The following is a 12,300-nucleotide window of genomic DNA, read 5'->3' on the forward strand; positions in this document are numbered from 1 at the left end:
CAACATCGATGGCGAGCACCACACAGCGGTTGTTCAGCCTGATAATCGGCGGCGTATTGCTGGCCGTGATGACGGCGTGCTCGCCGCTGAAGTTGCTCAATGCGCTGACTCCCGACGCAACCTACGACAAGACCGAGGGCATTGCCTACGGTCCTGACCCGCGGCAAAAACTCGATGTGTATGCACCGCGCCATCCCATGAAAAACGCCCCAGTGGTGGTGTTTTTCTACGGCGGCAGCTGGAACAGCGGTTCACGCAGCGATTACGCTTTTGTCGGCGAGGCCTTGGCGTCCCGGGGAATTATTGCGGTGCTGGCGGACTATCGGTTGTATCCGCAGGTGCGTTATCCGCTGTTCCTTGAAGATGGCGCCCGGGCCGTGGCCTGGACCCATGAACACATTGGTCAATATTCCGGGAGCCCACAGCGGTTGTACCTGATGGGCCACAGTTCCGGGGCTTACAACGTCGCGATGCTGGCGCTGGACCCCGGGTTACTGGGGGCGGTGGGCCTGTCGCCGCACAACCTCAGCGGCTGGATCGGCCTGGCCGGGCCTTATGATTTTCTGCCGATCAAGAATCCGCAGGTGCGCCCGGTGTTTTTCTGGCCGGATTCACCACCCCGGTCGCAGCCGATCAACCATGTCAGTCGTGGCGCGCCGCCGGCCTTGTTGATCGCTGCGAGCGATGATGAGCTGGTCAACCCGGCCCGCAACACCGGTGGTCTGGCACGCAAACTGCGCGAGGCGGGCGTGCCGGTGCAGGACCTGTATTTCTCGCGCACCAGCCACGCCACGCTGGTGGCGACGCTGTCCCGGCCGATGCGCGGTTTGGCTCCGGTGCTGGATGTGGTCACGGCCTTCGTCAAAGCCACGCCGACTCAGTGAGCTTTGCCTGCGAACCAGCCGTCGTTTTTGTGCAAATACCAGGCAAACGCGCCAAGGGTCAGGCTGCGCAGCAACATGAACAATAGAAAGGTTATCCACAGTCCATGGTTGCCCAAACCTTGCAGCGCCCAAGCGAACGGCAGCAACAAAACCACCGTCAGCAGCATGCCGTTGCGCATTTCCCGGGCACGGGTGGCGCCGATAAACAACCCGTCGAGCAGGTAACTCCCCACCGCGATCAGCGGCAGCGCGGCGAGGTAGGGCAGGTAAATGAACGCCGTGTCGCGCACGCTCTGAATGTTGGTCTGCATCTCGATAAACAAATGCCCGGCGAACAGGAACAGCACGGCAAAGCCCAGACTCGCCAGCAACGACCAGCCGCAAGCCACCACCAATGAGCGGCGCAGGGCCTCTCGATCGCGAGCACCAATGGCATGCCCACAAAGGGCCTCCACCGCGTGCGCCAGGCCGTCCAGCGCATGGGCGGTCAGCAGCAATCCATTGAGCAGCAGCGCGTTGGCGGCGACGGTCGCATCACCCAGCCGCGCGCCTTGTACGGTGATCAGAAAAAACACCGATTGCAGCGCCAGGCTGCGGATGAAAATGTCGCGGTTGACCGCCAATAGCGGCCGCCAGCTCTGCCACAACGCCAGCGCGGCCCAGGCGATGTGACCGGGATAGGCGCGCAGGGCGTTGCGGGTCATCAGCAGGCCGATCAGCGCGCCGGTCCATTCGGCGATCACCGATGCTCGAGCCGCGCCGACCACCCCCCATTCCAGCCCGAGAACGAACCACAGGTTCAGCGCGATGTTCACAAGGTTGGTGCTCAGCAGAATGGCCAGCGGCGCCCGGGCGTTTTGAGTGCCGAGGAACCAGCCGACCAGCGCATAACTGGCCAGCGCTGCCGGCAGACCGAACAGGCGTGTGTGGAAAAACTCGCGGGTCAGCTGATCCAGCTCCGCCGACGGCTGCATGAAATGCAGCGCAACCCCGCTCAACGGTACACCCAGTGCTCCCAGGACAATGGCCAGGCCCATGGCCAGCAACAGACCCTGTAGCAAGATCTGCCGCAATGCCGCGCCGTCCCCACGCCCGGCGGCCTGTGCTGCGAACCCCGTGGTGCCCATGCGCAGAAAACCCATGGCCCAGGCGAGAAAGGTATACAGGCTGGCCCCGACCGCGACGGCGCCCAACTGATGGGCGTGGGGCAAGTGGCCGATGACGGTGCTGTCGACCAGCGCCACCAGCGGTACGGAAATGTTCGAGAGAATCATCGGCGCGGCGAGCGCCCAGACTCGACGATGGGTAGGGCGGTCGCGCCAGTCGGCGATCAGGTTGGACATGCAGGCTCCTTGGGGGAGCGGCATTGTAGCGACACATTAGGAAACGCCGCGATCCAATGTGGGAGCGAGCTTGCTCGCGATAGCGGTGTGTCAGTCAAGGTAATGCCGGATGTGCCGACGCCATCGCGAGCAAGCTCGCTCCCACAGGGGATTGTGGATGTTAGTGGATTATCCAGCTCAACAACCACAACCCCAGCAGCAACCAGATAATCCCCATGATGATCGACGCATTCATGAACGCCCGAATCGCCGACCACAACAGCATCAACCCCAAAATCAGCGCAATGATGCTGATGATCGACGTGTCCATGCCCAGCGCACGGGACAGCCCTTCGACAAAGTTGCTGCCGGCGTGGCTCAACAGATTGAACAAGCCACTGAGGCCGTCAACGATGAAACGGATAACCGAACCGAGTGCCTGGCCGAGCCATTCGAAAAAACTTTCTACCTGCATGTCGTGAGCGTCCTTGATGAAAGTGGTGGCGTGGTTGCCGGACTTGAGCCTTGGGCTATCGAGCAGGGTGCCGAGTTCCCGTAGGAGCTGCCGCAGGCTGCGATCTTTTGATTATGGTGCAAAGATCCGCGCCGCACCGAGACGCTTGCCTTCCCCCGTCATCCCCCAGAAGCTATACGCCTTCAGGAGAGCCCGATGAACCTTGTTGAACTGACCGAACGCCTGCACGCCATCCGTGACCGCAATGACTGGCGGCAATTTCACAGCCCGAAAAACCTGGCCATGGCCGCGAGCGTGGAAATGTCCGAGCTGGTGGAGATTTTCCAGTGGCTGACCGAAGACCAGTCGCGCCAGTTGCCGGCGGACACACTGGCCCATGCCGGGCAGGAAATCGGCGACATCGTGCTCTATCTACTGTTGCTGTGCAGCGAGTTGGGGTTGGACATGAATGAAGTGGTGCGCAGCAAACTCGCGGACAGCGAACGGAGGTTCAGCTGATGAGCGACCGTCATTTCGATCAACTGGCGACCCGCTTCGCCGAAAAAATCTACGGTGGTGCCAAAGGCGCGATCCGTCTGGCGGTGCTTCAGGCCGACCTGGCCGAAACCTTGCCGGACCGACCGTTGCGCGTACTGGATATCGGCGCCGGCCTGGGCCACATGTCGTTGTGGCTGGCCCAGCGTGGTCATGAGGTCACACTGGCCGAGCCCGCCGAGCCGATGCTCGAAGGCGCCCGCCAGCGCTTTGCCGACGCCGGGCAAACAGCGACGTTCATTCAGGCGCCGTGGCAGGATCTGCTCGGCCAACTCACCGAACCCTACGACCTGGTGCTGTGTCACGCCGTACTGGAATGGCTGGCCGAACCCCACGCGATCCTGCCGGTCCTGCATCAGTTGACCAAGCAGGATGGCTGGTTGTCCCTGGCCTTCTACAACCGCGATGCGTTGATCTATCGCAACCTGCTCAAAGGCCATTTCCGCAAGATGCGCAAGAACGACATGGCCGGCGAAAAGCAAAGCCTCACTCCGCAGCAGCCCCTTGATCCGCGCGAACTGGCGGCGCAACTTGAAGGCCTGTGGCAGGTCGAAACCCAGAGCGGGGTGCGGGTTTTTCACGATTACATGCCGGTGGAATTCCAGGCCCGCGCCGAACTGGTGGACTTGCTGGAAATGGAACTGGCTCACCGTCGTCACCCAAGCTTTGCCGGGCTTGGGCGTTACTTGCACTGGATCTGTCGGCCGGTCTGATCGGAGCGTGAAATGAACAGTCGTTCGGGGTTATTGATGATCTGTCTCGGGTTGGCGGCTTGTCAGGGCAGCAACCCTTATGTGGCGTCATCCAACCCCTTGCCACCCGCGCCGCCTCAGGCGGCCAACACCTTTGACCGCAGCGCCTACCCGGCACCGCCGCGCGACTACGGGCACTACCGCAGTTGGGCCTGGCTCAACGGGCGCCTGCCGCCGGGCAGCGCCTGGGCGGATTCGGCGCAGGTCGCCGAAGCCGTCAGCAATGCCCTCGATCAACGTGGCTTGCGCCCGCTGCACGATAACCGCCCGGCCGACCTGTTTGTCAGCGCCGAACTGCACCTGGAAACCCGCCTGCGTCAGGTTCGGGATGACTATGGTTATTCCGGCGGCGGCTATGGCGGTTACAACCGCTACGGCAGCGGTTACGGCATGTACAACACCGTGCCGATCGTTCGGACTTATCAGGAACAGGTCGTGGTGGTGCGGGTTGATTTGTTTGACGCCCAGAGCGGTCAACCGGTGTGGAGTGCCAGCGCCGAAACCAGCAATCGCGGCAGCCAGAGCGAGCGTGCCGATGCGATACGGGAGGCTGTAGAAAAGGCGATGTCGGCGTATCCTCCTAGTTAGCTTCTGTAGTTAAGAAGCATTACGCAGGTTCATGTCTTCAACCGGAGAAATATCATGTTCCGCCGTCTCGCTTTACTGGCTGTGGCCGTGCTGCTCAGTGCCTGCGCCGGCAGCCAGGTCAATCATGACTTCGATGCCAGCCGCGACTTCGCCGCCTATCGCAGCTGGAGCTGGAAAGAACCCGCCCTGCAATATCGGCCCGATGACCCACGGATCAAGAGCGACCTGACTGAACAACGCATCCGCCAATCGGTGACCGATCAGCTGGATCAGCGTGGCCTGCGTCCGGCTGCAGGTGGCCAAAAGGGCGATTTGAGCGTGCAAACTTATATGATCGTCGAACAACGCCAGCAACAAGTGACCACCAACTACGGCGGCACCTGGGGTAATCCATGGAATGGCTACTGGGGTGGGCCGATGTACAACGAAACCCGTAACGTCAGCTACAAAGTGGCGATCATCCAGATCGACCTGCTCGACGGCAAGGACGGCAAACTGGTGTGGCGCGGCAGTGACGAGCAGATACTCAGCCGCACACCGAACCCGTCGGATCGCAGCACTGCAATACGCGAAACGGTCGGGCGAATTCTCGCCAACTACCCACCCAAATAAACAGCTGGAAGATCTTTTGCTTGTGATCTGCGAGCAGCCCGGGAAAGCCCAACTACACTGCTGTTCACCCAAGGAGGTAGCCCTCGGCTGTGCACCGGCAAAGGAGTGTGCGATGTCTCCCCGTTTGCAGTTTCGCAGCCCGTCCCGGCAACGGGGGGCGATCGGTTTGATGGCGGCGCTGACATTGGGCATGGCCCTGATGTTCTTGCTGGTCGTGGTCGACAGCGGTCGTTTGTACCTGAAAAAACGTGACCTGCAGCGCGTAGCGGACATGGCCGCACTTGAAGCTTCCACCCGAGGGGGGGATTGCGCCGCTGGCAACACCGCTACCGTCTATGCCACCGCCAGCGCAAACCGTAATGGCTTCACCCTTCCTGACCCCAATCACAATCTGCTGGTCGCTTGTGGCGCCTTGACCCTGGATGCCAATAACCTTCGGGTATTTGGCGCCGACCCGAGCAAGAGCGAAGCCATTCGGGTGATCGCCAGCCATTCGGTCCAGCAGAGCCTCGCCGGCGGTGTCGGCGCCCTGTTCGGTGGCGCTCCACGCGCAGCGACCATCAACCTGACGGCCAGCGCTGTCGCCGCATTACCGCCACCGCAGGCTTCGCTGACCCTGCGCAGCACGACGCTGAGCGTCGACACCAGCAAATCGGCCACGCTCAACGCACTGTTCGGTGGTTTGCTCGGGGGCAACCTGAACATCAACGCGGCGGGCTGGAACGGACTGGTGAACACCAACATCAGCCTGCTCGGCTACCTTGATCGATTGAAGGTCGACCTTAACCTCAGCGCTGCCGGGTATAACCAGGTATTGGGCAATACGATTGCCGTCAGCCAGCTGATCCAGACCGCCGTCAATGTGCTGGACCCCGGCGGCACACTCGGCGCGACCGCAACCATTGCGAGCCTTCAAGCGCTGAAGGTCGCGGCAGGTGCAACCACCGTCGTACTCGGCAACGTGCTGCACGTCGAGGCTGGCAGCACCGTGACGGCGCTGGCGACCAACCTGAAAGTGTTTGACCTGATCGAGGCGGTCGTGCAACTGGCCAACAAGAAAAACGGCCTGGTGGCGACCCTGCCGATCAACCTCGCGGGGCTCGCGCAAATCACCGCTCGGGTACAGATACTGGAGCCGCCACAGCTCTCGGCCATCGGCAATCCGAAAAACGCCGCGCTCGCCCCTTTGGGGCCCAACCGGATCTATGTGAAAACCGCTCAGGTGCGTACATTGCTGTCGATCGACTTGCCCATTCTGAGTGCGATTCAACCCTTGCTCGAGGCGGCGGCTGATCTTGCCGGACCGTTGACCAATACCTTGAACGCCTTGCTGCATCTCAATCTGGTCGGTGTCATTGATTCACTGACCTGCGCGCTGGGGGCGGCCTGTGAAACACCCTCGATCGTGCCGCTTTCCAGTACCGTAAGGCTCGATGTCGCACTGGACGTTGCGAGCGCCGACAGTTACGTCACCGCCTACAGCTGCGTCAGCGCCACCAACAAATCACTGACCACCAATACCAACACTTCACTGGTGAAGCTGAAAATCGGCAAGATCGATCCGAACACGGCTTTCGGCAGCAACACCGCGCCGCCCACCGTGGTGGTACAGCCGTTGAAGGTGATCGATATCGGGGTGAAAACCTGCCGCCGGTTCCTGATCTTACCCGTCAGTTGCGACCCGCGAATTCCAGGCGTCGGCGGCGGTATCGATATCATGGCCGACACCACCGTGGCACAGAGCGCCAACATGCCGCACGTCTATTCCGCACCGCCGGCCACCAGCCTGCCGGAGATCAACCAGCCACCGTTCTACTATTCCTATTCCACCAGCAATATCGTCAGCAGCCTTACCGACACGGCGACTAACATCAAGGTCAACATGTACGGCCCGACGGGCAGTCTGGTCGGTGGTCTGGGGGCAATCCTCAGCACTGTCACCACATTGCTGGTCAACGCGATCAACAGCGTGCTCAGCCCGTTACTCGACACCTTGATCAACACACTGCTGCTCAGCCTGGGGATCGATCTGAACAAGGTCGATGTCGGCGGCAACCTCAGTTGTCACTCAGGACGAGCGACGCTGGCAATCTGATCGTCGGCGGCAATCGGCAGTTCGATACAAAACCGTGCGCCCTCGACCGAGTTTCTAACGCTCAGTTTTCCGCCCATGTTCTCGACGATGCCGTAACTCACCGACAACCCGAGCCCGGTGCCGACACCCACGGGTTTGGTGGTGAAGAACGGCTCGAAAATCCGCTCCAGCAACCGCGGATCGATACCGCCGCCGTTGTCCTCGACCCACAGCCGCACCGAATCCACATCACGTTCGGCGTACACCGAGATCCACGGTTTGAACTCGCGGTCGGCCTCGCGTTTGCCGAGCAACGCATCCCGAGCGTTGACCATCAGATTGATCAACACCTGTTCGAGCTGATCGACGTAACCGCGCACTTGCACGTCAAACCCGGTCTCGCTGACCCGCAGATCGACCCCTTTGCCGCGCATCCCTTCGGCCAGCAGCGACAGCGTGCCTTCGATGGCTTGCGCCGGATTAAACGGATGTTGCTCGATCTCCGAGCGACGGCCAAACACCCGCATGTGATCCACCACCCGCGCGGCGCGCTGGACCTGTGCATCGATGCGGTTGAGCTTGTCGGTCAGGTAGTCGATCTGCGCATCGCCGTTGCTCAGACGCTTGAGCACGTTGACGATGGCCATGCGCATCACATTCAACGGCTGATTGATTTCATGGGCCAGCCCTGTGGCCATTTCACCGAGGGTGGCCATTTTTGCACTTTGGGTGAGCTGCTGCTGGGCGCGGCGGACCTCGGTGTTGTCGCGCCCCACGGCCTGAATCTCCAACAAATGGCCGTGCTCATCGAACACCCCGCGATCCGACCACACCCACCAGGCATGTTCCCGTCCCGGCAGTTGCAGGTTGATTTCTGCGGTGCTGATCGGGAATTCCGGGCTGAGTCGGCTGAGCCGCTGGAGAAACGCTTCGCGCTGTTCCTGCGACATCCAGCTGCCCAGATTCACCCCGGGCAGTTGCTCGGGCTGGCACTCCAGGTAAGTCGCCAGCGGGCGGTTGCCGAAGGTCAGGGTCAGGTCCGGGCGGTAGCGGCAGATCATCGCCGGAGAGTCTTCCACCAGGATCCGGTAACGTTCTTCACTTTGCTTCACCTGTTCGGCGGCCAGGGTTGCTTCGGTGACGTCCAGCCACAGGCCGACGGCCTCCACCGGCAAGCCAAGGTCGTCGCGCAGTAGCTTGGCTTCATCGAGTAGCCAATGGTATTCGCCGCGACTGTCGCGCAGCCGATAGCGGGCGCGCACCGAACCTTCACGCAGCAAATGTCGGGTACGTTCGAAGTACCGATCGCGGTCATCCGGGTGGACCCTTTCAACCAAGGCTCCCGCCGCGCAATCAGCCAGTGTCCAGCCGAGCAGCGGCAGTAGGCTGTCACTGAAAAACGTCGGTTGCAGAGCACCTTCGTCATAGCGCTGCACGTAGATCACCGCCGGTGAGCTGGCGATCAGGTTGTCCAGTCGGGCATGGGCCGCCGCGGCGTTTTGCTCCTGGTTTTTGATGTCGCTGATGTCGAGCATGAAGCCCACCAACCGCCGGTTTTTACCGATGCCCAGGACCTGGCCCTGCAGGCGATACCAGTTCGGCGTTTGTGCCAAACGCACGCACAGCAGCAGCGGGGTGCCGTCGTCTTGCAAGGCTTGCAGACGACTGCTCAACTCTTCACGGTCGGCGGGGTGCACCCGATCCAGCCAGTCGTGCAGCGGCAAACGATCGATCGCAAGGTTCAGGTTACTGGCCAACGACGGCGCCAACTGCACCTCGCGACTGTCGCTGAACACCTCCCACCATCCGGTGCCGAGCAAGGCTTGCAGCGACTCCAGCCGTTCCAGTTGCAGATGGTGCCGGTGCTCGCGCAAGCGCTCAAGCAACGGGCCTGCCAGCGCGGCGGTCAGTTGTAACCAGTCGCGATCATTCAGGTCGGGCGCATGTTGCTGCACCGGATAAATGCCGCACAGCAACCAGGCGACCACCCCCTGAGCATCGTGATAGGGCACTGCGAACCCTTCGGCATTACCGAAGATGCCTTGCAAACGGGGATGTTCAGCGGGCGTCAGGCATTGCGGCGCAGAGCCGCTCAGACTGTCGAGCCCCGTGCCCAGGCGCTGAGCGTTTTGCCACAGCTGGGGCGCATCGAAGGCCGCGTAATGCTGGTGTATCTGCCAGCCTTCTTCCTGTTCATCGAGCAACGCCACCGCAATGCATGGCATGTGGAAACGCTGGGCCAGGCCTTGCAGCTGTTCCATCAACACCTCGGGCAGGCGCGTCAGGTTGCATCGGCGCAACTGTTCGCCGATCTGCGCTGCGAGTAATTGGCATTGCTCGCGGCTGCGTGATTGCCGGCGATCGAGCAACAAGTCGCCGATGTCCAGCAACTGCAGCAGCCAGGCATCGGCCAACGGCTGGACCCAGCCACGCAGGTGCAGGGGTTGTCCGTTGAGGCTGTAAAAGTCCAGGTCCAGAGACTGTCCCTGCCAGTCGACGGGCGAGCCTTCAACGGCGAGGCAGCTGTGGGGCATGAGGAAATCGAGCAGGTGCGGTGCTTGTGCTGCGGGCGTCTGCTGGGCCAGCACATGCCGCAACGGACCGGTCAGATGAATCACTCGACCTTCGGCATCCAGATGCATCTGCAAACCGACACTTTGCACGCTCAGGGTGTCTGGCGTGTCCACTGGCTCAGGCGGATGGCGGTTGAGCAGGCGCCCGAAGAGTTTGTCTGCGGAACTCAAAATTGCAGGCTCGAACGGACGGTGAGGCTTGCCGGCAGATTGGGCACTTGGCCAATTCCCGGTACGTTCAGAAACGGGATGACTTGCTGCAGTTTGCTGGTGGGGTAGTTGATGGTGACCGTCAACACCCCGCCCACGTAGGTGGCGCTGGCGTCGGTGGCGACATTGAAATTCAGTGCGGCAGGAATCCAGGCCAGCTGTCGGCTCAGTTCTGTCGTGGCAACGGTTTTTACCGCGGTGTCGTATCCGGGGGTGCTCGGATCCAGCGCCACGCTGCGGCGCACCGCTTCGGCAGTCGACTGGGTGAACGATTGCATCAGCAACAGCGGCAAGCTGTAAGTGACAATTCCATAAAACACGGCGAAAAAGATGAGAAACACCAACGCGAATTCAATCGCTACAGCGCCTTTTTGCTTACGGGGGAGGCCTATTTTCATGACTGCGTCTACCCTGATATTCACCACGTGATATCAGCATAGAATCATTCAGCCAAAATGGACGTTTTTTACCGGATGCAGAGCTTTGTCCTACTGATCTGGCTGACGCTATGCGCAGCACAGGATGCTCGAGAACGGCACATCGCCAATGGCCTGACCCTTGGCGCAGCGCTGTTGGCGCTAACGTATCTCTTGTGGACGGGCACTACCTGGCTGGGGGCCGAGGCGGTGCAGGGCGGCTGGGCTTTTTTGCTGGCGCTGGCCTTTACCTTGCCCGGTTATGCGCTGAGACGCTTGGGCGCAGGCGATGTGAAACTGATGACTGGCCTGGGTCTGGCGACGGACGGCATGCACCTGCTTGGCGTGTTCATCGGTGCCGGATTGGCCAGTGTGCTGTGGCTGCTGCTGGCGCCAAGAGTCTGGCTTCATATGGGGCAAGGGCTTAGAAGTCATCTTCGATATCTGGGGCCTGGAATGTCAAAGAAACAGCCCTTTGCACCCTTCGTATTGGTGGGCCTGTTGCTCACACTCGCCTGGTTTCACTAGTCGCCCGTTCTATACAGAGTCGGAAAGTACGTCTACTTTCAATTCAGTAGTTGTACAGCCTGTGGCTGTCACTAGGGGGCGTTCTCAATTAGTTTCCCCACCGCGCCGGGTCTGCTGTTGTGCAGGGCAAGGCGCGAGAAGCGTGGTTTGGTCGTTCCAAATAAGCTTCGAGCAACGCAGCCCTGCACAACAGCAGGCCCGGCCCTTCGGGTTGTGCCTTAAAGCGGGCCAGGCTGCGTTGCAGGCCTTGGAAAGGGAACAACCATTCCCGGCGGCCTGCGCCTTGCCTGGCCCGCTTTAAGGCGACAACGCGGCGGGGAAACTAATTGAGAACGCCCCCTAGAGGAACGGTCAACTTTGACCTCGCAGGGAGTCGCGCGTGAACAAGCTTTCTTCGGCTGTAAAAATCCTTGTGGTCGACGACCAACCGTTTATTGCCGCGCAGCTTTGTGAGTTTCTTGAAGGCCGCGGTTACCGTTGCGTTCCTTGCGAGACTGGCAAACAGGCAGTCGAGCGTTTCAATGAAGACGAAGCGATTGGCCTGGTGCTTTGCGATTTGCACATGCCCGGTCTGGACGGGATTCAACTGGTTCAGGAGCTGCAACGGTTATCCGGCAAGCACCGTGTGTTTGAAGCAATCATGCTCACTGGGCGTGCGGACAAGCAGGATGTGATCAAGGCCTTGCGGGCCGGGTTTGCCGATTACTACCAGAAGCCGATTAATCTGGATGAGTTGCTCGAAGGGATTGCGCGTCAGGCAGTGGTTTTGCAGGAACGGCAGAAGAGTGTGCAGCTGGGGCATCTGGATCAGAAGCTGCAGTATCTTGCCGAGTCGATCGATGATCTGTATCAGGATCTCGATAAGGTTCGGCGCGGGCCGCGTTCTGATGAGGATGTCATCGCTGTGGATCGGGTTGAGATTCCGGCGATTTTCAGTCAGCTGTCGCCAAGGCAGTGGGAGGTAGCGCGGTTGGTGGGGAAGGGGCAGACGAATTATCAGATTGCCTGTGAGTTGGGGATCACCGAGAACACGGTGAAGCTTTATGTGTCGCAGGTTTTGCGGTTGACGCATATGCATAATCGGACGCAGTTGGCGCTGGCTTTGTTACCCGGTCATTCTGGATTGCGTCAGGGGGTGACTGCGCATTAGGTTTTTGTTGGTGTGCCTATCCATTCCTGCGGTAACGGCCGCTTAGGATTTTGCCCTTCCGGCGACTCACTTGTGCGCCCAGCATGGGCGCCATCCTAGAGGTGAAAGTCCTCTCTTGAGCTGGCCACAGCGAATGAAGCGAAGCGCAACTGCATGAGGGCGACCGAGTGTGGGAAGGAAGC

12 protein-coding genes are annotated in these 12,300 nt (G+C 60.7%); 8 read left to right on the top strand and 4 right to left on the bottom strand.

Translation table 11 applies throughout. The annotated features are described in order from the left end of the window. Positions 1–8: 8 nt before the first annotated feature. Positions 9–884 (top strand): alpha/beta hydrolase, encoded by an 876-nt coding sequence (locus E3W21_RS12075; RefSeq protein WP_134419947.1) that lies wholly within the window; start codon positions 9–11, stop codon positions 882–884. Here E3W21_RS12075 and E3W21_RS12080 read toward each other — a convergent pair. Both E3W21_RS12080 and E3W21_RS12085 read right to left on the bottom strand, forming a co-directional pair. Next, positions 878–2,227, bottom strand: coding sequence for an MATE family efflux transporter (locus E3W21_RS12080; RefSeq protein WP_046054514.1), 1,350 nt, complete (start codon positions 2,225–2,227; stop codon positions 878–880). The genes E3W21_RS12075 and E3W21_RS12080 overlap by 7 nt on opposite strands. 160 nt (positions 2,228–2,387) lie before the next feature. Further along, complete coding sequence (locus E3W21_RS12085; RefSeq protein WP_109627794.1) at positions 2,388–2,681, bottom strand: hypothetical protein; 294 nt, start codon at positions 2,679–2,681, stop codon at positions 2,388–2,390. A gap of 195 nt (positions 2,682–2,876) precedes the next feature. Between E3W21_RS12085 and E3W21_RS12090 the strand changes: the two genes are divergently transcribed. The 5 genes from E3W21_RS12090 (at position 2,877) to E3W21_RS12110 (ending at position 7,262) form a co-directional block, all read left to right on the top strand. Next, positions 2,877–3,179 carry a MazG-like family protein gene (locus tag E3W21_RS12090; protein WP_129438809.1) on the top strand — a complete coding sequence of 101 codons (303 nt, stop codon included), beginning with the start codon at positions 2,877–2,879 and terminating at the stop codon, positions 3,177–3,179. Then, a complete protein-coding gene (locus tag E3W21_RS12095; RefSeq protein ID WP_129438807.1) occupies positions 3,179–3,928 on the top strand; it encodes a methyltransferase in 750 nt (249 codons plus the stop codon). The genes E3W21_RS12090 and E3W21_RS12095 overlap by 1 nt, the downstream gene beginning before the upstream one ends. 12 nt (positions 3,929–3,940) lie before the next feature. Then, positions 3,941–4,555: a DUF4136 domain-containing protein gene (locus E3W21_RS12100; RefSeq protein WP_134419949.1), complete on the top strand. Its 615-nt coding sequence runs from the start codon at positions 3,941–3,943 to the stop codon at positions 4,553–4,555. Between the two features lie 54 nt (positions 4,556–4,609). After that, positions 4,610–5,167: a DUF4136 domain-containing protein gene (locus tag E3W21_RS12105; RefSeq protein WP_134419951.1), complete on the top strand. Its 558-nt coding sequence runs from the start codon at positions 4,610–4,612 to the stop codon at positions 5,165–5,167. Between the two features lie 112 nt (positions 5,168–5,279). Next, positions 5,280–7,262 (top strand): pilus assembly protein TadG-related protein, encoded by a 1,983-nt coding sequence (locus tag E3W21_RS12110; protein ID WP_134419953.1) that lies wholly within the window; start codon positions 5,280–5,282, stop codon positions 7,260–7,262. Here E3W21_RS12110 and E3W21_RS12115 read toward each other — a convergent pair. Together E3W21_RS12115 and E3W21_RS12120 are read right to left on the bottom strand one after the other, a co-directional pair. Then, a complete protein-coding gene (locus E3W21_RS12115) occupies positions 7,232–9,985 on the bottom strand; it encodes a PAS domain-containing sensor histidine kinase (protein ID WP_134419955.1) in 2,754 nt (917 codons plus the stop codon). The genes E3W21_RS12110 and E3W21_RS12115 overlap by 31 nt on opposite strands. Then, the gene (locus tag E3W21_RS12120) at positions 9,982–10,422 is read right to left on the bottom strand and encodes a TadE/TadG family type IV pilus assembly protein (RefSeq protein ID WP_129438797.1); all 441 of its coding nucleotides are present in this window, start codon (positions 10,420–10,422) and stop codon (positions 9,982–9,984) included. The genes E3W21_RS12115 and E3W21_RS12120 overlap by 4 nt, the downstream gene beginning before the upstream one ends. Positions 10,423–10,497: 75 nt before the next feature. On the opposite strand from E3W21_RS12120, the gene E3W21_RS12125 reads away from it, so the two are divergent. Further along, positions 10,498–10,968 carry a prepilin peptidase gene (locus E3W21_RS12125; protein ID WP_129438795.1) on the top strand — a complete coding sequence of 157 codons (471 nt, stop codon included), beginning with the start codon at positions 10,498–10,500 and terminating at the stop codon, positions 10,966–10,968. A gap of 379 nt (positions 10,969–11,347) precedes the next feature. After that, entirely contained in the window at positions 11,348–12,118 is a 771-nt protein-coding gene (locus E3W21_RS12130; protein WP_129438793.1) for a response regulator transcription factor, read from the top strand. Positions 12,119–12,300: the final 182 nt, after the last annotated feature.

Origin of the sequence: Pseudomonas sp. F01002 (assembly GCF_004402115.1) — a bacterium.
In the GTDB taxonomy this organism is placed as follows: Bacteria; Pseudomonadota; Gammaproteobacteria; order Pseudomonadales; family Pseudomonadaceae; genus Aquipseudomonas; species Aquipseudomonas frigoris.